At 64.5% G+C, this 21853-nt stretch carries 19 protein-coding genes and 1 pseudogene; 10 read left to right on the top strand and 10 right to left on the bottom strand.

Translation table 11 applies throughout. The features are described from left to right. Nucleotides 1-77 precede the first annotated feature (77 nt). A complete protein-coding gene (locus tag ACEWFR_RS00740; protein WP_374059249.1) occupies nt 78-1745 on the top strand; it encodes an aldehyde ferredoxin oxidoreductase C-terminal domain-containing protein in 1668 nt (555 codons plus the stop codon). Between the two features lie 38 nt (nt 1746-1783). Here ACEWFR_RS00740 and ACEWFR_RS00735 read toward each other — a convergent pair whose 3' ends face one another. After that, nucleotides 1784-2095 carry a MoaD/ThiS family protein gene (locus ACEWFR_RS00735; RefSeq protein ID WP_374059248.1) on the bottom strand — a complete coding sequence of 104 codons (312 nt, stop codon included), beginning with the start codon at nt 2093-2095 and terminating at the stop codon, nt 1784-1786. A gap of 259 nt (nt 2096-2354) precedes the next feature. On the opposite strand from ACEWFR_RS00735, the gene ACEWFR_RS00730 reads away from it, so the two are divergent. Continuing rightward, complete coding sequence (locus tag ACEWFR_RS00730; RefSeq protein ID WP_374059247.1) at nt 2355-3563, top strand: MFS transporter; 1209 nt, start codon at nt 2355-2357, stop codon at nt 3561-3563. 72 nt (nt 3564-3635) lie between these two features. Continuing rightward, entirely contained in the window at nt 3636-5216 is a 1581-nt protein-coding gene (locus tag ACEWFR_RS00725) for an FAD-dependent oxidoreductase (protein WP_374059246.1), read from the top strand. Between the two features lie 25 nt (nt 5217-5241). On the opposite strand, the gene ACEWFR_RS00720 is transcribed toward ACEWFR_RS00725, so the two are convergent. Both ACEWFR_RS00720 and ACEWFR_RS00715 read right to left on the bottom strand, forming a co-directional pair. Next, the gene (locus tag ACEWFR_RS00720; RefSeq protein WP_374059245.1) at nt 5242-5991 is read right to left on the bottom strand and encodes a hypothetical protein; all 750 of its coding nucleotides are present in this window, start codon (nt 5989-5991) and stop codon (nt 5242-5244) included. A gap of 169 nt (nt 5992-6160) precedes the next feature. Further along, nucleotides 6161-6754, bottom strand: a complete 594-nt coding sequence (locus ACEWFR_RS00715) for a DJ-1/PfpI family protein (RefSeq protein ID WP_374059244.1) — start codon at nt 6752-6754, stop codon at nt 6161-6163. A gap of 129 nt (nt 6755-6883) precedes the next feature. Here ACEWFR_RS00715 and ACEWFR_RS00710 point away from each other — a divergent pair, with 129 nt between their 5' ends. After that, the gene (locus tag ACEWFR_RS00710) at nt 6884-7213 is read left to right on the top strand and encodes a hypothetical protein (RefSeq protein WP_374059243.1); all 330 of its coding nucleotides are present in this window, start codon (nt 6884-6886) and stop codon (nt 7211-7213) included. Nucleotides 7214-7438: 225 nt separating this feature from the next. Here ACEWFR_RS00710 and dnaJ read toward each other — a convergent pair whose 3' ends face one another. The 3 genes from dnaJ to grpE all read right to left on the bottom strand — a co-directional run bounded on the left by dnaJ (nt 7439) and on the right by grpE (nt 12498). Then, nucleotides 7439-8611 (bottom strand): molecular chaperone DnaJ, encoded by a 1173-nt coding sequence (dnaJ, locus tag ACEWFR_RS00705; RefSeq protein WP_374059242.1) that lies wholly within the window; start codon nt 8609-8611, stop codon nt 7439-7441. 446 nt (nt 8612-9057) lie between these two features. After that, nucleotides 9058-11013 carry a molecular chaperone DnaK gene (gene dnaK / locus ACEWFR_RS00700; protein WP_374059241.1) on the bottom strand — a complete coding sequence of 652 codons (1956 nt, stop codon included), beginning with the start codon at nt 11011-11013 and terminating at the stop codon, nt 9058-9060. A 219-nt stretch (nt 11014-11232) separates the two neighbouring features. Beyond that, the gene (gene grpE, locus ACEWFR_RS00695; RefSeq protein WP_374059240.1) at nt 11233-12498 is read right to left on the bottom strand and encodes a nucleotide exchange factor GrpE; all 1266 of its coding nucleotides are present in this window, start codon (nt 12496-12498) and stop codon (nt 11233-11235) included. Between the two features lie 257 nt (nt 12499-12755). On the opposite strand from grpE, the pseudogene ACEWFR_RS00690 reads away from it, so the two are divergent. Beyond that, nucleotides 12756-13031: pseudogene (locus tag ACEWFR_RS00690) on the top strand (HU family DNA-binding protein); the annotation flags it as partial. Between the two features lie 177 nt (nt 13032-13208). Further along, entirely contained in the window at nt 13209-13472 is a 264-nt protein-coding gene (locus ACEWFR_RS00685) for an HU family DNA-binding protein (protein ID WP_374059605.1), read from the top strand. 123 nt (nt 13473-13595) lie between these two features. Here the strand turns inward: ACEWFR_RS00685 and ACEWFR_RS00680 are convergent, their stop codons facing one another. The 3 genes from ACEWFR_RS00680 to ACEWFR_RS00670 all read right to left on the bottom strand — a co-directional run bounded on the left by ACEWFR_RS00680 (nt 13596) and on the right by ACEWFR_RS00670 (nt 15979). After that, entirely contained in the window at nt 13596-14390 is a 795-nt protein-coding gene (locus tag ACEWFR_RS00680) for an enoyl-CoA hydratase/isomerase family protein (RefSeq protein ID WP_374059239.1), read from the bottom strand. A gap of 149 nt (nt 14391-14539) precedes the next feature. Further along, nucleotides 14540-15001 carry a MaoC family dehydratase gene (locus ACEWFR_RS00675; protein WP_374059238.1) on the bottom strand — a complete coding sequence of 154 codons (462 nt, stop codon included), beginning with the start codon at nt 14999-15001 and terminating at the stop codon, nt 14540-14542. A gap of 552 nt (nt 15002-15553) precedes the next feature. After that, entirely contained in the window at nt 15554-15979 is a 426-nt protein-coding gene (locus ACEWFR_RS00670) for a universal stress protein (protein WP_374059237.1), read from the bottom strand. A 621-nt stretch (nt 15980-16600) separates the two neighbouring features. Between ACEWFR_RS00670 and ACEWFR_RS00665 the strand changes: the two genes are divergently transcribed. The 4 genes from ACEWFR_RS00665 (at nt 16601) to ACEWFR_RS00650 (ending at nt 21551) form a co-directional block, all read left to right on the top strand. Then, nucleotides 16601-18064 carry a DEAD/DEAH box helicase gene (locus ACEWFR_RS00665; protein WP_374059236.1) on the top strand — a complete coding sequence of 488 codons (1464 nt, stop codon included), beginning with the start codon at nt 16601-16603 and terminating at the stop codon, nt 18062-18064. A gap of 269 nt (nt 18065-18333) precedes the next feature. Next, nucleotides 18334-19206 (top strand): DUF5518 domain-containing protein, encoded by an 873-nt coding sequence (locus ACEWFR_RS00660; RefSeq protein WP_374059235.1) that lies wholly within the window; start codon nt 18334-18336, stop codon nt 19204-19206. 97 nt (nt 19207-19303) lie between these two features. Then, on the top strand, nt 19304-20884 hold the full coding sequence (locus ACEWFR_RS00655) for a DUF790 family protein (protein ID WP_374059234.1): 1581 nt from the start codon (nt 19304-19306) through the stop codon (nt 20882-20884). Between the two features lie 214 nt (nt 20885-21098). Further along, nucleotides 21099-21551, top strand: a complete 453-nt coding sequence (locus ACEWFR_RS00650) for a response regulator (RefSeq protein WP_374059233.1) — start codon at nt 21099-21101, stop codon at nt 21549-21551. A 55-nt stretch (nt 21552-21606) separates the two neighbouring features. On the opposite strand, the gene ACEWFR_RS00645 is transcribed toward ACEWFR_RS00650, so the two are convergent. Beyond that, entirely contained in the window at nt 21607-21834 is a 228-nt protein-coding gene (locus ACEWFR_RS00645) for a DUF5795 family protein (protein ID WP_098726569.1), read from the bottom strand. Nucleotides 21835-21853 lie beyond the last annotated feature (19 nt).

The raw sequence follows: 21853 nt of genomic DNA, 5'->3' as shown, positions 1-21853 counted from the left end.
CCGCTCGCACTGCCAGTTCGCTGGTTGCCGTCAAACGGGGACCCAGAGCTAAGAGCCCCCGGGTGCTATTCCGTCGCATGCTCCACACAGAAGGGCCGCTGCTCACCGTCGATGTCGGCGAGCGAGCGGCATCCGAAACGGCCATCGACGACGTTCTCGAGACGAACGTCGGTGGACGGGCAGTCGCGACCGCGCTGGCCCACGAACGAATCCCGTTCGATGCGGATCCGTTCGGGTCCGAGAATCGCGCGTATCTCGCCACGGGACCCCTCCAGCAGTCCGGTATGTCCTTTACCGGTCGAATGAACATGACCGGGCTCTCGCCGCTGACCGACGGGTTGGTCTCGACCAACGCGGGGGGCTACCTCTCGCGGAACTTCGTCGGAACGGGAATCAGCGTACTCGAGGTCGTCGGACAGAGCGACGAGCTACTGGCCGTTCACGTGACGGATCAGGGCGTCGAGTTCGAAGCGGTCCCGGAACTCGAGGGGGCGACGGTGCCGGAAACCTCCGAATACATGACCGAACGCCACGACCTCGGTCCGGACAACTGCATCGCAATCGGGCCGGCCGGCGAGAATCGGGTTCGGTTCGCCTCGGTGATGACGTTCGACTCGCGAGCGTTCGGTCGCGGCGGACTGGGTGCGGTCCTGGGATCGAAGAACGTCAAGTGCGTCACCTTCGAGGGCGACGCCGCGCCGCCCGTCGAGATTCCCGATCCGCCCGAGATGGACGTCCACCGGGAGGCCGCCCAGTCGGACGACCTGATGCGGCGACAGGGGACAACGGGCAGCACCGAGTTCATCAACGACAATTTCGCGCTTCCCACCCGGTACTTTAGCGAGTACGAGTTCGAGCACGCGGATCGGATCGGCGGCAACGCCGTCGAGGAAAAGAAGTACAAGAAGGGCGCGTGCTCGGCCTGCGCCTACGCCTGCAAGCTGCCGACGCGGGACGAGGAGGCGGGCGTCGAAACCGAAGGGCCGGAGTTCGAAACCGTCTACGCGTTCGGCTCGAGCCAGGGCGTCGGCGACATCGTCGACGTGATGCGGGCGAACGAACTGTGTGACTCCCTCGGGATGGACACGATTTCCGCCGGCGTCACCGTCGCGGCCTACCTCGCGAGCGAAGACGAGTTCGGAAACGCGGAACTCGCACGGGAAGTCACCGAACGGATCGCGTACCGCGAGGGGATCGGCGATATCCTCGCCGAGGGAGTCGATCGCTGTCACGACGAACTCGGCGTCGACAACTACACCGTCAAGGGAATGGAGTTCGCCGCCCACGACGGGCGCGTCCTCCACGGGCAGGGGCTCTCTTATGCCCTCGCGAATCGGGGCGCAGACCACATGTACGCTGGCATGTTGACCCTCGAGTACAGCGGCGAACTCGATCCGGAGGGCACCCTCGGAAAAGCCGAGCGACTCGTCCAGGAGGAAAACGCGGCGGCGTTCCGTGATACGGGAATCGTCTGTGCGTTCGGCAGCGACTACGTTACCGACGACCGACTCGAGACGCTGTTCGACGCCGACTACGAGGAGCTCATGGAAATCGGGGCCCGAACCGTTCGCCTCGAGCGTCACTTCAATAATCAGCGCGGCTTCGACCGCGCTGACGACGGATTACCGTACGAGATTCCCGACCTCGAGGGGGCGATCGACGAGTACTACGCGGCGCGGGGCTGGACCAGCGACGGAACGGTTCCGGACGCGGCGCTCGAGACGGTCGCGCCGTCGGCGGACTAAGGGCGGGGGAGAGCGAGGCGGGATCGAAACCGACCGTATCACCCGCCGTACACTGACGGAACCAGTCGAATCACGGAATCGGCCGCCAGTTCCGTCTCGAGGCCGTCAATGTGGACGACGTTCTTCGTGTCCCTGGTGACGACCGTGTCTCCCGCAAGCCCCTCGCCGTCGTCGGCCACGAGTTCTCCCTCGAGCGGGTACGCGGCCTCGAGTTCGACCAGGAGTTCGCCAACCGTTTCGGCGTCAGTCTCGTAGAAAACTGTCTTCTCGCCGACCGCGTCGCGGAAGGGGCCGAAGAAGACGCACTCGAGTTGCACGGTGGGCCATTCGATGGGAGAGTCCTTGTACACGAGGGTTCGTCGAGAGTCTCGAGGGGGTCCCGAACGACGAGCGGCCCTCGATCGCTACCGGTTCGGTCACGCGATGTCGTCAGGAACGTCGAAACCGTAGAGGCGTTCGCCCTTCTCCTTGCTGCGGATGTCCAGCGCCGCCGCGCCTATCGCCGCCGCGGTCTCGGACCGGACGCGATCTCGAGCGAGGACCGTGCGAAGACGGACCGATCCGCCGCGACCGTAATCCTGTTGAGGAGCGTCGCCCGAAGCGAACCCAGTGGCAGCCGCGACGCAGCTTCGACGGTCGCTCTGGGTACTGGTCGCAGCGGCGACGCTGACCGTCATGGCGGGCGCGATCCTCGGACCGATCGTTCCGCAGATCCAGCGCGAACTCGGCGTCTCCGGCTCCGCGGCCGGCCTGATCATCACCACCCATGGCGGGGTGATCGTCCTGGCGAGTCCGCTCGTGGGATCGCTCGTCGATCGGATCGGCCCACGTCGCCCCTTCGTCGGCGGCCTGCTCGTCTACGCCCTCGGCGGCGGCGCGGGACTCGTCGTCGACTCGTTTTACCCGCTGCTGGCCTCTCGAGTCGTCCTCGGGCTCGGTACTGCCGCGGTTTACACGTCGGTTACCGTGCTCATATACGAGCTCTACGAGGGGCAGGCGATGGAGCGCGCGCTGGGGTATCGGAGCAGCGCGAACAGCGCCGGAGCCGCAGTGTGGCCGCTGATCGGCGGCGCTGCCGGTGCCCTCGCGTGGAACGCCCCGTTTGGAGTCTATCTCGTCGCGCTACCCCTAGGTATCCTCGCTGCGGCGACGATCCCCGAAACGCGTTCCTCGAGCGAGGCCGACGACGCGACCGCGGACGGACGCGAGAGAGCCGACGAGGGCCCCGGCGGTGTCGTTGTGGCTCTCGCCGTGTTTCGCGATCGGCCGACGCTTCCGCTCGTGTACCTGCTGTACTTCGGTGCGAACGCGCTCCTGTACGTGATCGTGGTCTTTTATCCGCAGTTTCTCGCCGGTATTGGGGTGACTTCGTCCTTCGATATCAGCCTCTATCTGGCGGCGAACGGCGCTGCGGGCGGTCTCTCGGCGATCGCATACGATCGGCTGCTGCGGTACGCCAGTCGATCGACGCTCGTGTTCACGGCGTTCATCCTCTGGACCGCGGGATTCGGGATCGCGACGGCGGTCGGAACCGCTATCGGTGCGGTGCTGCCGGTACTCCTGTTCGGCCTCGGTATCGGGCTGGTCTTCCCGTCGACGTTCGCGTGGGTCGAAGCGTTCGCACCGTCTGACCGACAGGGGCAGTTCAGTTCCTACATCGCCTCCTTCGGTTACACGGGACAGTTCCTCTCGCCGGTCCTGTTCGGAGCGATAGTTCCAATCGCGGGCGTCGACGGCGTATTCGTCGCCGCCGCTGCCGTCGCCGGCATCACAGCCGCTGCGCTCGGGACACACCGGTTCACCGGATCGTCATTCTGAGGGAACTCGAGCGAACACTGTCACCCCCGGCCCTTTTTCTCCGAGCGTGGATAGCACGATTGGCAGATTCCGATGACGAACGACAACCCACCCGAGTCACCGCGCGAGCAATCGCTGTGGCTGGCCACGACGCCAACGACCGAGTATGGCCCTCTCGAGGACGGACTCGAAGTCGACGTCGCGGTCATCGGCGGCGGTATCACCGGGCTGACCGCGGCGATCGAACTGAAGGAAGCGGGACGATCCGTCGCGGTCGTCGAGGCCGATCGGATCGTCGAGAGCACGACCGGTCACACGACGGCTAAACTCACCTCCCAGCACGGACTGATCTACGACACGCTCGTTTCTCAGTTCGGCGAGCAGGAGGCGCGGCAGTACGCCGACGCGAACGAGGCCGCGATCGATCACGTAGAGCAACGAATCGAGGAAGCGGACATCGACTGTGACTTTCGGCGGACGGAAGCGTACACGTACGCTGTATCGCCGGACAACCTGGGTGCGATCCGAGACGAGGTCTCGGCCGCTCAGCAAGTCGGTCTCCCCGCCTCCCTCGTCGATGAGACGCCGCTGCCGTTCGACACCGCCGGCGCGGTCCGTTTCGACGAGCAGGCCGAGTTTCACCCACGGAAATACTTGTTGTCGATCGCGGAGCAGGTTCACGGCGACGGGAGCCACGTCTTCGAGGAGACCCGCGCGCTCGAGGTCGATCCCGGCTCGCCGTGTCGCGTCGAAACCGAGCACGGCGAGGCCGTTGCCGACGACGTGGTGGTCGCAACGCACTTTCCCGTCCTCGACCGCGCCGGCTACTTCGCGCGGATGCATCCCCACCGCGCGTATCTGCTCGCCGTTCGGGTCGCAGCAACGCCTCTCGAGGGGATGTTCTACAGCACTGATTCACCGCCAGCGACGATGCGAACGTATTCACCGAGTGCGGCGGCCAACGGCGGTTCCGATGGCAGCGATTCCGACGACGGCGAACTCCTCCTCGTCGGTGGGCAGAGTCACACGCCCGGAATCGATGGCCCGCCGACCTCCGAACGGTATCGGCGCTGCGAGGCGTTCGCCCGCGAACACTTCGACGTCGAATCGATCGAGTACCGCTGGTCCACGATGGACTACTCGACGGTGGACGACGTTCCCTTCATCGGACGGATCGATCCGCTGTCGAAGCACGTCTACGTCGGCACCGGATTCGGCGGCTGGGGGATGACCGGCGGGACCGCCGCGGGGCTGATCCTCGCCGATCTGATCGTCGAGGGATCGAACCCCTGGGCCGACGCGTTCGATCCCCAGCGGTTCACGCCGAAAGCGTCGGCCAAGAGTTTCCTCGAGGAGAACGCCACAGTCGGCGGCAGTTTCATCGGCGATCGGATCAAATCGCTGCTCGCGTCGCTCGGGGCCGACGGTGCGACCGACATTCCGCCCGGCGACGCCCGCGTCGTTCGACGCGCGAGCCAGCCCGTCGGCCTCTACCGCGAGGCGGACGGTACGACCCACGCCGTGTCGGCGACCTGTCCGCACATGGGCTGTCTCGTCCGGTGGAACGACGCCGAGGAAACCTGGGACTGCCCCTGTCACGGCTCGCGGTTCACTCACGAGGGCGAGGTGCTGTCGGGCCCTGCGGTCGAGGGCCTGTTGTACCGAGAGCTGTAATCAAAACTGCGAAAATTGAGCGGTGTTACCGGAGGGAAACCGCATCGAGATCGATGCGCTTCGCTTCGGGAATCGACTCGACCGACTCGCTCGAGACGGCGTACGTTCCCCGTTCGGCCGCGGCCCCGCCTTCGTCGTCCGGAAGCACGATCACGCCCCGGACGAGCAACGGTGCGATCACGCCGGCCGCGACGGCTCGCGGATCAGACAGTGGTGCTCGAACGACGACGCGGTCGTCCGTCTCGAGCCCGGTCTCCTCGAGCACCGCGCGTGCGGCCTCGAGCAAGTCTCCGTGCGTAACGGTTCGCTCGCCGTCGCTCAGGATCGCCGTCTCGGGACCGATAGCCAGCGGCGGAAACGACGGGTTTTCGGTCCAGATGCCGGCGTCGAAGTGGTGGACGTCCGGCGCGTCGGGTTTCGAGCCGTAGCCGACGCGCTGTGCGCCACGCGGGAGGTCGTACTCCTCGAGAGCCGAGACGGGCGCAACGAGGGCCCGAAAATCGTCCGCGTCCGCGAGGTCGGTCGGCGGCTCGAAACGGGTGGTTCCCTCGAGTAGCGTCGTCCCGAAGAAGGCGAGCAGTGCGAGCGGGCCATCGCCGACGACGCCGACGGTGACGTCCTCGCGAACGCCCGCGTGGCGCAGGAAGTTTCCGGCCTGCCACGAGGAGGTACACAGCCAGTGGTAGTCGTACTCCCGGCCCGTCGCGTCGACGAGCCCGATCCGGTCGTCGCGAAGCTCCCGGGTGAACAGCTCGTCGACCGTCCCAGCGTTCATACTCGAGAGTGGGAACCGGGGCGGAAAAAGGACGCCGACTCGCGTCGCCGGCGTCGCCGTCGCGGCCCGCCGTACGGCGGGTGAGTCCATACGGACTGCTGTAAGTCATTTTCGGCGCGACCGCGATCCGACCTGCGGTCGCGACGGTACATCGTTACAGCAGACCGTATCAGTCGTCCGCGGCCGCCGGCTCGGCGTGGTCGATGTCCGTCCCGAGACACTCGAGGAACTGCGCGAGCCACTCGGGGTGGTCCGGCCACGCCTGGCCCGTCACGAGATTGCCGTCGCGCGTGACGCCGTCTTCCCACTCGCCGCCGGCGATTCGAACATCCGCTTCGAGCGCCGGATAGCCGGTACAGGTCCGCCCCTCGAGCACGTCCGCCGCGGCGAGGATCTGGACGCCGTGACACAGCGACGCGACCGGTTTGTCTGCCTCGAAGAAGTGGCGGGTTATCTCGAGGACCTCGTCGTAGGTCCGGAGGTATTCGGGTGCGCGGCCGCCCGGAACGACGAGCGCGTCGTAGTCGGTGGGATCGACGGCGTCGAAGTCGTGATTCAGTTCGAAGTTGTGGCCCGGTTTCTCGGTGTAGGTCTGGTCGCCCTCGAAATCGTGGATGGCCGTCGGACAGGTGTCCCCGGCTTCTTTCTCCGGACAGACGGCGTGAACCTCGTGGCCGACCATCTGGAGCGCCTGAAACGGCACCATTATCTCGTAGTCCTCGACGTAGTCTCCGGCGAGGAGCAGTATCTGTTGTGCTGACATGGGTGTCCCCGTCTAATCGTTCGGTTGCAACGGCCATAGTCTATGCTGTGGGATACCGTGACACACATCGCAGTGGCCAAACCGCTCCGGCGGTAGCTCGAGGGGAGCTGCTCGAGGGCATCTGCACGAGTGCAATTGCGAATCGGTCTCCGAGAGGGCGTCGTCGAACCAGTCGATCGGTTCCTCGGTCGGCTGCGTCGTCGCCGACCCGGGCGAGTGCTCGAGTTCGATGCCGCCGTCGGTCAGCGCCGACTCTTCGGCGGGATCGAACGTGTGAAAGCGCCCGTCGTCGAGCAGCCCGTAGACGGTCGGACAGTGGGCTGGGAACTCCCCGAGGACACGATGAAAGGCGAGTTTGTTGTCGATCAACGCGTTCCAGTGGCCGTTGATCCGCTTCGTCCCGACGAAGCGCTGCTAGTCGGTAAGGTTCGCGGCGGGGCGTTCGACTCGAAGTCATAGATCACGCCGGACTTGCTCAGAAAGCCGCGCCGGTAGAGCCGAAGTCGGCGACGGGCCGGGAGGTCGAACGACGAACCGGTCCGTCGTTCCGTCCGGAGTGGCTTGCGCACCTGATTCGCAGAGCGGTACGTTCGAGCGATGTTCATCACCGACGACTGACGGGGCGTGCCCCATATGTACGGCTGAAATAACGGCCGTGCCCGCTGTGAGAAACTATCCCGCTCGCTAGAACGCCCGCTTTATCTTCTCGAAGAAGCCCTCTTTCACCTCGATTTCGTCGCCGCCGGCTTCCGCGAACTCCTCGAGCGCGTCGCGTTGCTCCTCGTTCAGGCTCTCGGGGGTGACGACCTGCACCTTCACGAAGAGGTCACCCTGTCCGCGACCGCGAAGCCGGGGCATGCCCTTCCCCTCGAGGCGGAAGGTCTCGCCGCTCTGGGTCCCCTTCGGGATCTCGAATTCGGCACCGCCCTCGAGCGTCGGCACTTCGACGGTGTCGCCGAAGGTGGCCTGTGGGAACGAGATCGGCAGCCGGTACTGGAGGTCGTCGCCCTCGCGTTCGAACTCCTCGTGCTCGCGAATCGAGACGTCGATCAGCAGATCCCCGTGGGGACCGCCCTCCGGGCTCGGTGCCCCTTCGCCTTCCATCCGAAGGGTCTGGCCCTCCTGAATGCCGGCCGGGACCTCGACGGTCAGCGTCGCCTCGTTTCGGACATAGCCCTCGCCGCGACACTCCCCGCACGTCTCGGAGTACAGCGTCCCCTCACCCTCACAGCGGGGACAGGCCGTCGTCTGCTGAACCCGGCCCAGCGGCGTCTGCTGGACCTGGGTCACCTGCCCCCGCCCCTGACACTGCGGACAGGTCTCTGCGTCGGCCTCCGGCGGGTGCCCCTCGCCCTCGCAGACGTCGCACTCCTCGGGCCGCTCGACGGTGAACTGCTTTTGTGCCCCCTCATAGGCCTCCTCGAGGTCGATCTCGAGTTCGGTTCGCAGATCCCGGCCTTTTCGGGGTCGACGGCGGCCGCGTCCACCGCCACCACCGCCGCCGAAGACCTGTTCGAAGATGTCACCGAGACCGCCACCACCCATGCCACCGCCGCCACCCATCCCGCCGAACGGGCCGCCGCCCATTCCCCCGGCACCGCCCGCGTCGCCGGCGTCGAAGCCGTGTTTCTCGGCCTGTTCGTAGCGGTCGTGCCCCATCTGATCGTAGGCCTCGCGCTTCTCCTCGTCGGTCAACACCTGTTTGGCCTTCTGGATCTTCTTGAACTTCTCTTCGGCATCGGGGTCGTCGCTGACGTCCGGATGGTACTCGGTGGCCTTCGACCGATACGCCTGTTTGATATCCTCGGTAGACGCGTCGGAGCTCACGCCGAGAACGTCGTAGAAGTCCTCGCTCATTCGTTGTTCACCCGATAGTCGGTTGAGACACTTGAAACGAACGTTCCGGACGTACCTTTTTGCGCCTCGGGTTCGCTCGCTTCGCTCACGGCTTCGCCGTTCGCATTGTCGCGGTTCTCGCTCACTCCGTTCGCTCCGAACCGCGCACCGCTCGCTCACCACTCTCTGCTCGCGGGCCGAAGGCCCGCTCGCACGGCTCGAGGGACGGCGTCCCTCGTTGGGCGCAAAAATCTACGCTAAAAAGGCCGCTCACTCACTGCGCTCGTTCGCAGGTGCAGTGCTTGCGCCTTCACCGCAGCGGTAACTCGCTGAACCAGCGACTCGAGCGCACACGGCTCATCCCAGTCGTCTACGGTTCGGTAGAAAATTCGCAGGCAGATACCGACTCGTCCGTTCAGTCCTCAGTGATGTCGTCAGACTAGGTCTGACGGAGTGACGAAGACTCGTTACTCGTCGTCTTCGGCCTCGTCCTCGTCAAAGTCGACGTCCTCGAAGTCGGCGTCAACGAACTCCTCGTCCTCGTCACCGGCAGCGCCCGCGTCGGGTCCGGGGTTCGGACCGCCGCCCATCCCGCCGGGGCCTGCGCCCGCAGCACCGCCAGCGCCTGCCGCTCCGGCACCCGCTGCGCCGCCGGCCGCACCGGCGTCCGCGGCACCGGCTTCCTGGTAGATCTGCTTGCCGATCTCCTGAAGCTCCTCGCTCAGGGTCTCGGTCGCCGTCTCGATGTCGTCGGCGTCGGCTTCGTCGTCGTCGATCGTCTCCTCAAGGTCCTCGATCGCATCCTCGATGTCCGCACGGAGGTCGTCGTCGACCTGCTCGTCGTTCTCCTCGAGCAGCGTCTCGGCGCGCTGGATCGTGGCCTCGGCGGTGTTGCGGGCCTCGATGCGCTGGCGCTTTTGCTGGTCCTCTTCGGCGTGTTTCTCGGCTTCGCGCTGCATTTTCTCGATCTCGGAGTCGGAGAGTCCCGCACCGCCCTCGATGGTGATCTCCTCGGTGGTGCCGCTGCCCTTGTCCTCCGCACTCACGTTGACGATGCCGTTCTCGTCGATCGAGAACGTGACCTCGATCTGCGGGGTCCCCGCGGGGGCCGGCGGGATGCCGGTCAGGTGGAACTCGCCGAGCATCTCGTTCTCCGCGGCCAGTTCGCGCTCGCCCTGGAAGACCCGGACCTGCACCGTCGTCTGGTTGTCCGCCGCAGTGGTGAAGATCTTCGACTCCTCGGTCGGAATCGTCGTATTCTTCTCGATGAGTCGCTCGAAGAGGCCGCCCTTGACCTCGATACCGAGCGAGAGCGGCGTCACGTCCAGCAGGACGATGTCGTCGACCTCGCCGCCGAGCACGCCGCCCTGAATCGCCGCGCCCAGCGCGACGGCCTCATCGGGGTTGACGTTCTTCTGGGGCGCCTTACCGGTCAACTCTTCGACCTTCTCGGCGACCTGGGGCATCCGGGTCGAACCGCCGACCAGGAGGACTTCGTCGATGTCGTCCGCGTCGTAGCCTGCGTCCTCGAGCGCCTGCTCGGTCGGCTCGACGGTGCGATCGATCAGATCCTGCGTCAGGGACTCGAACTTGGCTCGAGTCATGGACTCCTCGAGGTGGATCGGGCCGTCGTCGGTCGCTGTAATGAAGGGCAGGTTGATCTCGGTCTCCTTCCGACTACTGAGTTCGATCTTGGCCTCCTCGGCGGCGTCCTTGAGCCGCTGGAGGGCCTGTCGGTCGTCGCGGAGGTCGATGCCGTGTTCGTCCTCGAACTCGTCGGCGAGCCAGTCGATGATGGCCTCGTCCCAGTCGTCCCCACCGAGGTCGTTGTCACCGTTGGTCGCGACGACCTCGTAGACGCCGCCGCCGAGATCGAGAATAGAGACGTCGAAGGTACCGCCACCGAGGTCGTAGACGAGAACGGTCTGGTCGGAGTCGTCGTCGAGGCCGTAGGCCATCGACGCGGCCGTCGGCTCGTTGATGATGCGCTCGACCTCGAAGCCGGCGATCTCGCCGGCGTCTTTGGTCGCCTGGCGCTGTCGGTCGGAGAAGTATGCGGGGACCGTGATGACGGCTTTCTCTACGTCGTCGCCCAGATAGTCTTCGGCGTCGCGTTTGATCTTCTGGAGGATCATCGCCGAGATCTCTTCGGGCGTATACTCCTCGCCCTCGATCTCGACGGTATAGTCGTCCTCGCCGATGTGGCGCTTGATCGAGGCGATCGTCTTTTCAGGGTTCTGAATCGCCTGATTCTTCGCGGGTTTGCCGACGAGCCGCTCGTCGTCGTCGGTAAAGGCGACGACGGAGGGCGTCGTTCGTTCACCTTCGCCGTTGACGATAATCTCCGGATCGCCGCCTTCCATCACCGCGAACGCGCTGTTCGTCGTCCCGAGGTCGATTCCGAGAATCTTGTTGCTTGCCATAGTGGACGGGTATTGTGCGCACTTTGTTTTAAAGGTTACTAGGCAGACGGAGGAACCGAATAAAATCCGGATACCGCGGCTCTCAGCCTCGCTCGAGACAGTTGGGGTCCAGTAAAAACGAGCGTCACATTCGGCCTCACTCGATCCGCGTCGGCTCGAGAGACGGATCCGCATCGGATCGAGACGCGAACCACCGGCGGCTCGAGCGACTCCGCTCCCTTATTCGTTCGGTTCGTCTGCCGCGGCGTCCGTCGACGCGTCTTCGCGGTCGTCCTCGGCGACTTCGCCGCCGAGTTCGATCGCCTCGTCGTCATCGGCGTCGTTCGCCGACGACTCGTCGGCCTCGGCCGCTTCGTCGTCCGCAGTCGTGTCGGCATCTGCATCGGACTCGTCGGCCGCCTCATCAGCGTCGGTCTCGTCGGTCACGTCGAGTTGCTCGTCCGATTGATCGGCTGCACTCTCCTCCTCGCTCTCGTCTGTGCCGTCGCCGTCGTCCGAATCAGTATCCGCGAATTCACCGTTCGAGACGGTCACCTGGGCGTTCTGGATGACCTTCTCCCCCATCTCGTAGCCGGGCGTGTAGACGTCGGCGATGGCCCCCTCGGGCTGGTCGCTGTCGACCTGCATCATGACCTCGTGGCGCTGTGGATCGGCCTCGGTACCCGGGTCGGGATCGATCTCCGAAACGTTCTCGTCCTCGAGGATGCGATCGAACTCGCGAAGCGTCATATCGACGCCGTCCCGGAGCGTTTCGACGTCGCCGCTTTCCTCCTCGAGCGCGCGTTTGAGGTTGTCCCGGACGCCGATGAGACGTTCGACGAGGTCCTCGGCGGCGCGGTCCTTGATCTGCTGTTGGCGCTTCTTGGCGCGTTTCTTGTAGTTCTGAAAGTCTGCCTGTTTTCGCTTGAGTCGACTCTTCAGGTCTTCTATCTCCTCTTCGTACGCCGCAATTTGCTCGTCGCGCTCGTTCAAGGCTGCCTCGTACTCGTCGAGTTCGGTCTGGAGTTCGCCGATGGTCTCGGCCTGTGACTCGATGCGCTCGGAGAGATCCTCGAGTTCCTCGCGCTGGTGTTTGACGGTCCCGTTGAGGTCGCGGGCCTCCTCGACGATCGAGTTGACCTTGTGGGCGAGTTCGTCGTCGTACTCGGTGACCCGATCGAGCATGCGCTGAACGTCTTCGCTCGTTTCGGGTGCATCCCCGTCTTCGCCGACGTCCTCCGTGGTCGTTCCAGTTGCTGTTGTCTCGGACACATCGTCGCCCCCGGCCGTCTCGGTCCCCGCTGCCGCTGTTCCGTCGACCGCGTCCGCGCTCGAATCGGCGTCCGCAGCCGTCCCTTCCGATTCAGCGTCGTCCGAGTCAGGAGCCGGTTTCGATTCCCCATCCGTCGACGCCGCAGGATCCACGTCGGCCGTTTCGCCGTCGTTGGATTCCTCCTCGGACGGGACACCCTGGGCGGACGTGTTCGTGCCCTCGTCTTCGCTCATGTGCCAGTCAACGAACAGCGGTAATAAAAGGGTTGAGGTACGGCGTCTCGCACCGGATGACACGAAACCGTGAATCGATCACGACAGATGCGAACTGACCGCTGGGATCCCTCCCAAGTACACAGTGAGACGATGGGCCACACCCACCGAGGCGTCCGGTGTTTAGAGACAGTAACATCAGTCCAAATATAGTATAATGTAGGAAATAAGTACGGATTGCTTAAGCTTCTACCTGCCGTTTGAATACCTGATTATCCATGAAATCCGTTAGCCAGCACCAACCAACCTACTCACGCCGAGACATTTTCCACAAAGGCGGCGCGATATCAATTCTCTTCGGACTCGGCATGGCCACGATCCCCGGATCAGCCACAGCAGCGACCAAAACTGAACTCATCGATGCGGTCGCAAGCGAAGCCCGCATCAGCAACGCTGACGCAAGGAAAACGCTCGACGGGTTCATCAACGCCACCACAAAAGCACTGGCGAACGGTGACCGCGTCGCACTCCTCGAATTCGGACTGTTTACTGTCTCCAACGGCGTACGGAACGGCAACGGGAACAACTCGAAAGATGAATCGGCAGTCGATTTCGATGCATGTCCGGAGTTCGCCGCCGCACTCAATCTCAACCCTGGACACGGTGATCAGCGCCGAAACAGAGCTGGATCCAAATGCCGCTCTGCCGACGTCGTCATCGATGCAGACCACATCGCAACCGACACACAACGCGGTACAGACAGCGGCCTCTCAAAGGCTGACGCAAAGAAGGCACTCGACGGGTTCATCAACGCAACTACAAAAGCGCTGAAGAGTGGCGAAACCGCGTCACTGATCGGGTTCGGCTCGTTCAGTATCTCGAAGCGGTCTGCCCGAACTGGGCGTAACCCGCAGACGGGGAAGGAAATTGAGATCGCGGCGAAGAACGTGGTCAAATTCAAAGCGGGTGCTGAGCTGTCCAAAAGCGTGAACTAGTGCCGCTTCAGACCTGAACTGCTAACTTTATAGGTCAGGACCGCCGACGGCCGGCCGCCACGCCGAGCACCTGCTGCTCGGTATTCGACTGACGGACACGGGCGGTCGTCCCGCTCCTTTCACTCAGGCTTTGTCGGTTTCGTGCATCCACTCGAGGGCGGCCTGCAGCCCCTCCTCGTCCCGGATTTCGCGAAATCGCTCCGCAGACGAGGATTCCATGGTGAGAGCGCCAACGTACTCGTCGACGCGGCCGTACCGTCTGAACCCCTGGGTTTCCTGTACATCGTTGAGCATGTCTTTCGCGATAGCAACGGCCGTACTCGGGGTCTTCTTGATCGCAGCCACTTCGGTCTCGACGGTCGCGTCCAGTTCGCCTTCTGGGACGACCCGATTGACCAGTCCCATCTCGGCGGCGGTGGCCGCGTCGACGGTCTTCCCCGAATAGAGCAGTTCCCGGGCGTCTTTCAGGGAGTTCGTTACGAATGGCAGCACGAACTTCGGCGGGGGTTCGCCGAAGTGCATGTCGGGATAGCCGAACTCGGAGGGCGCCGTCGCGAAGGTGAGATCACAGCAGATCGCGAGGTTACACCCGCCGGCGATTGCAGCCCCGTCGACCGCCGCGACGACCGGGAGCCGCGACGAAAAGATCGCCTCGAGGTGAGTCCGCTGGTCGAGGATGCGGTCGTCGGTCGATTGCTCGGTCTCGGCCTCGCTGATGTCGTAGCCCGAGGAGAAGGCGCGGCCGTTGCCGCTCAGGACGACGACTCGAACCTCATCGGCGCCCTCAGCGCGTTCGATCGCGTCCTCGAGTTCGCGCAGTAACGGCGGATTCAACGCGTTGAGAGCCTCGGGACGATCCAGTGCGATTCGGGCCACGCCCTCCTCTGCAGCGTACTCGAGGCAGTCATACGTTCCCATACCACAGTCATTCCGAGCCACCCACATATACCGTTGGGCGCCTCTCAGCGACGGAGCAGCGATCCCAAACGAGGAACGGAGACGCTCTCACTCGGGATGGCCAGTCAATGATAACCGTTGTGGCAGCGCTAGAACGCGAGCGCGTGACGCTAGTCTGGCGCGTTTGCTCGGCGGACGATATTGTGCGAGAGGATCGACATCACGTCTTCATCGGCATCGTTGACGACGCTGCGACGGAAATCGACGTAGCCGCGATCCGATCGGCTCGTCGAGGGCGTCTTGCCGACGACCTCGACCCGGACGCGGAGCGTCTCACCAGGGCGGACCGGCTCGTGCCAGCGCAGATCGTCCATCCCGAGGCCGCCCATGTTCGCGATATCGACCTCGCCGTTGACGATCTCCGTGACGAACAACCGGACGGACAAACAGAGCGTATGGAGGCCGCTGGCGACCAATTCACCGAATATCGAATCCTGAGCGGCCTCCTCGTCGAGATGGAACGGCTGCGGGTCGAACTGCTCGGCGAACTCGATTATCTCCTCCTTAGTAACCGTGTATCCGCCAGTCTCGTAGGTCTCACCGATCTCCAAATCCTCGTAATACCGTGGCATATCGTGTAAATTGATAACAAATGGCGTAAACCATCCGGTTTGCGATGTGACGAACCCCCTGCTATCCTCGAAAAAGTGGAGTAGGGCTTCTAATATAGCTTACTTGCTCTGAGTGCCCCCGATCGCCGGGTCAAAAGGCGATGCCTGCGAGAGGGTCGGTGCGGAGTAGGTGTCCGTCCCCCGGTCGACGGCGGGGTTCGCCGCCAGCGGTTGACAGCGAGCCACACACCACGCCCCAACCGGGCTTTCGGACGGTGTAGCCCCATGTATAGGAGGTCCGCGGCGACGAGCAGGTCCACGTCGGCACGGCGGCCGCCAGGGACCACTGCCTCGACGCGCGTCGCGACGCCTGTCTGGGCGTCGTCGGGCGGTAGCCGCCCCTGCTCGTACCGGGCTGGCGGCCCCACTACGTGCGACAGCGCGAGCGTGATCGCACCACGTATCGACTATGCGAGGGCGCGGCCCAGCCAAACACGTCGTGTGACCGGCGTCTGAGTCTCGCTCACGACGGGAACCGCCTACTACTGGCTCTCGAGACTGCACAGAGACGAGTCATCGGACGACCGTCACCGGAACCGGCGAGCGCCTCGTTACCGTCTCAGCAACACTGCCAAGAAGAACGCGCGCTGGCCCGGTGCGGCCGTGACTTCCGAGAACGACGTGATCAACGTCATGCTCCGCAATATATGCGGTAATCGTGCGCGCTGGCTTCCCCATTTCGAGCGCAGTGTCGGTCTCGACACCCTGTTCAGCGGCGGTCTCGCTCGCTCTCTCGAGGATGTCTGCACCTCGCTTGCGAACCTGCTCGCGATACTCGTCACTGTAGAGAAATCCCTCGTCCCCGTACAGCGAGGTTCGATCGAACTGAACGACGTGTAGCGCAGTGATCCGTTCGTCAGGGTACGCTTCAACGGCGTATTCGAGCGCTTTCGTCGACTCGTCCGAATTGTCGACTGGAACGAGGATATAGCGAGCCATGCGAGAGATTATCTCTCATTCCATATATCAGCACTCATTTGCCAGATGGCCATCATATTCGTTAGCCACACCACTCTCAGTGTCGCCAGCGGAGAGACCCCACGTGGAGTCGTCGTTTTCGATCGCCGCGCTCCGCTTAGCCCTTTTGATCGTGTTCGGGATAGCACTGCGACCGCCGCCAGCGGTATCTCCCGGCTCGGACTCGAGACCGCCGCCGACGCCCGCAATCCATCGCCGCCCGTCGCTGCCGTCTTGATCCGTTTGAACTCGGCTGCCGTAATCCGGTCGAAGGCCGAACCCGTTGTCTGGCGCGGCGGCCCCGGATCGCCTTCGTCGCCGGCTGGATTCATCGCCGCGAGTCGAGTGCGGTCCTCGGGTTGGTGGTCGGATCTGAGCGGTCGATCGGGACGCCCGCGATACGTCGCCGCCTCTGTCCGCCCGTGCGGGCTCACTGCGCCGCCAGTATACGTGGGGGCCACTACAAAGGCCGCTCGCTCCCGATTGTCGCTCGCGGGTACACTCCTTGTGACTCGACCGCCGCGGAAACTCCTCCGCCTGTACTGAGTGCACATCAGCGAGCGATAGATATCGATCTCGAGGTCGCGAAATACCCGACCGTATATGTGGGTCTGCCCCCGATTGTGTCCCGTGACGCCGACACCGGCCGACGAATCGTCCGCGATCGAACTCCGGTATGAGGACGGGACGATCCGGATCGACGGTCTCGAGGAGTCATCGATCTCGCCGTCGTCGCTTCGGACGGCCACCCCCGACCTCGAGACCGACCAGCGGACTGACGGCTTCCGCGTTCCGGCGTTTCAGTACGCCGCCCTCCGAGCGGCGCTGGCGGAAACGGACGCCGCAGTCGACGATCGCGTCCTCGACCTCGAGTCCGTGTCCGCTCTCGAATCTGCGTACGAACTGCGCGGCTATCAGACGACGGCGCTCGAGACATGGCTCGAGACCGATCGCTGGGCCGGCGGCCCGGCCGAGTCCATCGGGCGAGCGCCCGCCGGCGTCCTCGAACTCCCGACGGGCAGCGGCAAGACCGTCATCGCGCTGGCGGCGATCGAACGGCTCTCGGTCCCGACGCTCGTCGTCGTGCCGACGATCGACCTGCTCGAGCAGTGGCAGCGCGAACTCGAGCGCGAATTCGATCGGCCGATCGGCCGCTTCGGCGGCGGCGAACAGCGACTCGAGGCGATCACCGTTTCGACCTACGACTCGGCGTACCTGAAAGCTGATTCGGTGGGCGACCGGTTCGGTCTCGTGGTCTTCGACGAGGTCCACCACCTCGGCGGCGAGGGCTACCGCGAGATCGCACGGCTGCTGGCCGCACCCGCGCGGCTGGGGCTGACTGCGACCTTCGAGCGGCCCGACGGCGCACACGAGGTACTCGAGGAAATCGTCGGTCCGCTGCTCCACCGCGTCGACGTGGACGAACTCGCCGGCGACCATCTCGCGAACTACGACGTCAAGCGACTCGAGGTATCGCTCACCGCCGACGAGCGCGAGGAATACGAGCGGAATCAGGACGTGTTCACGGACTACCTCGCGCGCTCGAACATCGAGATGCGCAGCGGCTCTGACTATCAGGAACTCGTCAAGCGATCGGGCAGCGATCCCGACGCGCGCAAAGCGCTACTCGCACGCCAGCGAGCGCGCGAACTCATGTTTGGGAGCGAAGCGAAACTCGAGGCACTTGCGGACGTTCTCGACGACCACTGCGACGAGCGGATCATCGTCTTCACGGCGCACAACGACCTCGCCTACGACGTCAGCGAACGGTTTCTGGTCCCGACGATCACCCACCAGACCGGCACGACGGAGCGACGGGAGATCCTCGAGCGGTTCCGCGAGGGGACCTACACCCGGGTCGCGACCTCGAACGTGTTGGACGAGGGGGTCGACGTTCCCGACGCGAACGTGGCAGTCGTGCTCTCGGGCAGCGGCAGCGAGCGGGAGTTCGTCCAGCGACTCGGACGGATCCTTCGCCCGAAATCCGATGGCGGACGGGCGACCCTCTATGAGGTTATCTCCGAAAATACCGGCGAGGAACGGATCGCAGGTCGTCGTCGCGACTGACGATCCGAGGCCTACTGGCGCGGCGACTGCGAGACGGGGACGGCAAAGATGGAAACCGTCCTGGAGCTCGATGCCGACCATCCACAGGCCCGGGGATACATTACGGACTGCGAGAACGGGGAGGCACCCGGACAGGAGTAACGGGGCGGCGATCGACAGCGTCGTCGGCGTACTGTCCGTCCCACTGGTCGAAGGCGAGACTGAGTCCCTCGAGAGACGAGCCGACTGATTAATGAATCTGGAGAGACATGATATGGTCGGAAGCAATAATGTCGCTCCAAGAGTTTCGTGCATCCCTGACCGACGAATCGCTGCGGTTCGCGGTCCTCGTCGGTCTCGCGTCGATCCCCTTCACCCTCGCCCTCTCGTGGAATCCCCTGGCCGAGGAGGGGATCACGATCGGCGGCTCCGTGTCGGGGGAGCCGTTGCTTCTGGCCGGAGTGGTGGTCGGCTACCGATACAGCGAACGAGCCACTGAAAGCCGTCGTGCCGGGTTTTGGACCGGTCTCGTCGGCTCGATTGCGACGGTGATTGTCTTCACGGCGAACACGATCACCACGCTCGAGTCCATGTCCTCTCGAATGACCGTCCTCGCCGTCGCCCTAACGCCGGTCTTCGTCGCCGTCGGCGTCGGTTTCACCGTGGTGATAACGACGGTCGCTGCAATGATCACCGACTGGGTGACGACGCGAGTCGCTCGAGCGGGGAGCGAACCGGACCCGCAGGAGGCTGACCGCCGAACCGCTGGATCCCTGCGGTTAGCCATCCCTGCGTACTCACTCCTGACTCCGATCGTGTTGCTCTGCGTCTTTTGGCTGCTACCCGACGGCGGCGTGGGACTCCTCGTCTCTGTGCTGGGACTGTTCGTTCTGGCTCCGCTTTCGGTCGTCGCGTTCGTCGCGTTGTTCATCGAGGCGACCGCTCCCCAACCCGAAGGAACGGACCGGTTCCCAGGTCTGAGAGTGTGCGTTGGCGTTCCGGTCGCCGGGTATGCGCTCGTCTATCTGGCGACGGAATTCCACGCGTTGGAGAGCGCGCCCCGAGTCGGTATCTACGGATTCATCGTCGGGCTCTGGATCGTCTCACTCGTCTCCCTCGGCGACCGATACCGGGACGGCGAACGGTATCGGTCGGCGACGTGACGCGCTCGACCGGAGTCCTCCATCTGCCGTGGTCGGCGTTTCCGAACCCCGCCACCGTCCGGGTGACTTTTGACGATGCCGCGCCGATTCGAGACAGATGCTGACGAAGGACCTGCTTCGCGTCTCGCGGGCCGGCGGCGGCTACCACCCCCAGTTCGCCGACCGCGAACACCGGCCGCTCGCCGCCCGCGTCATCGGCACGTATCAGGGCCACGTCGGCGAACAGCGGGCGGACCTCGAGAACGCACTGACTGCACTCGAGCGCGAGGCCGAGGACTTCAAACTCGTACGCGGCCTCGCGGCGCTGGTCGAACGCGAGACCGTCGCGGAGGCGGAGACGGCGATCGAGCCCGAACGGGCCCGGAGGGCCGTGTTCGAGGCGGCCGAGGCCGTCGGCGTCGTCACCGAGGACGAGCGCGCGATGGCGTTCATCCGCGCGAGCGAATCGGTCGACGTGTCGGCGGACGACCTCGAGGCCGCGCTGTACGCCGATCTCGAGGAGCGACAGGTCGTGACCGCGGTCGAATCTCGCTGGGATCCGGACGGGCTGATCGCCCAGTATAACCTCTCGCTGGCGCAGACGGCGCTCTTTGACGCGACCGGGGTGCGGGTGCGCTCGAGCGATCCGAAGGCGTTGATTTCGGCGATCAAGCGGCTGCGGCTGATGTACGAGATCCACCGGACTGACGACGAATCTGTAGACGACGATGCGGGACTCTCCGAACGCGAAGTTATCGTGACGGGCCCGACCCACCTCTTTCGCGCCACTCGGCGGTACGGGACGCGCTTCGCACGGCTCCTTCGAAGCGTCGCGAAGGCTGACCGGTGGCACCTCGAGGCGACGATCGACGACCGCGGCACCGAACGGACCCTCGAACTATCCCACGAGGATCCCGTCCGGGTACCGGACGCGGAGCCGATCGCAGAGGTGTCTTTCGACAGCGGTGTCGAGGCCGATTTCGCGGCCCGCTTTACGAACCTGAATCTGGACTGGGACCTCGTCCGCGAACCGGAGCCCCTCGCGACGGGAACGCGGGTGATGATCCCCGATTTCGCGTTCGAGTACGCTCCCGCAGGGACGGGCCGCGGGGACGCATCGAACGAGTCCGACAGCGCGGACGGTGATTTCCGCGTCTACTTCGAGATTATGGGGTTCTGGACGCCCGAATACGTCGAGAAGAAGCTCGCGCAGCTCGCCGGTCTCGAGGACGTGGCCATGCTGGTCGCCGTCGACGAATCGCTGGGCGTCGGCGAGGAGATCGCCGCCCGCGATCATCGAGCGATCCCCTACTCGGGAACGGTACGGGTCAAAGACGTCGCCGACGTCCTCCGGGAGTACGAACGCCAGCTGGTCGCCAAGAGTGCGGCCCGCCTTCCCGACGCGTTGCGGCCGGCGGACGACGCCGTCACGGTTGACGCGCTGGCTGATCGCCACGGCGCGAGCCCGGACGCGCTCGCGGACAAGGTGTTTCCCGAACACGAACGAGTCGGTCGGACGCTGGTTCGCCCCGCCGTTCTCGAGTCGGTGGCGGACGAAATCGAGCCAGGGATGGCGCTCGCGGACGCCGAAGCGATCCTCGAGGCGGTCGATCTCACCGACTCGAGCGCGATTCTCTCGCGACTCGGCTATCGCGTCGAGTGGGAGGGGCTGGCCGGGGGGACGCTCGTCGAACGGTAACGACCGAGACCGGGCGTCGAACGGCCGAGACCGGGCGTCGAACGGCCGAGACCGGACGTCAAACGGCCGGGCCGCGAACGGTTGCGGACGATATCGGGGACGGCGAAGGCAGTGTGGTCCGGCAACGGTGGCCGGTTTTCAGAAACTGCGACACAGATCCAACGTGCTTTGCGATCACTCTTAAGCCCCCGTCACCCGTCTCGATAGATACGCAGTGTCTAACCAGTCCTCTCCCGACCCCGTTTCCATCCTCCTCGTCGAAGACAATCCCGGCGACGTTCGCCTGATAGAGGAGGCGTTCAAAACGGCGGGATTCGAGACGGTCTTTCATACGTTCGCGGACGGTGGATCCGCCCTCGACTTCCTGCATGAGCAGGTGCTGTGTGCGGGCGATGTCGACGTAGATCTCATGTTGCTCGATCTCAATCTTCCCAGAACGAACGGATTCGAGGTACTCGAGACGCTCAAGAACGAGCCGGATCTCACGTCGCTGCCGGTCATCGTCCTCACGAGTTCGGAGGCGACCGAAGACATCGTCAGGAGTTACGAACTGTGCGCGAACGCCTATCTCACCAAGCCGAGCGATCCGGCTGAGTTCGCCGAACTCGGCCGTGCCGTCGAAGCGTTCTGGATCGACGAAGTGACGCTGCCACCAGTGCCCTTGTAACTCGAGACGGACAGTACAGACTCGAGACGGACGTGGACGGCGCTTTTGATTCCGATCAGTCCCGATCCGTCTCGCTCCAGTCGCAGTCCTGGCACTTCCGACCGGTGACGAGTTCGGTCACCGACGGCATGTAGGTCACCGCCAGGACGGAGCCGCCACACGCCGGACACTCCTCGTCGGCCTCCTCGATCGAGTCGACCTCCATGACGGAGTCGCCCTCGACGATCTCGGCGAGTTTCTTTGCCGTCACCATTCGCCCCTGAACGACGCGATTCTCACTCACACTCAGATTTTCGGACGAG

The sequence above is a fragment of the Natrinema sp. H-ect4 genome (assembly GCF_041894845.1).
Classification (GTDB): Archaea; Halobacteriota; Halobacteria; order Halobacteriales; family Natrialbaceae; genus Natrinema.
This window is presented reverse-complemented; position numbering and strand designations above follow the sequence as displayed.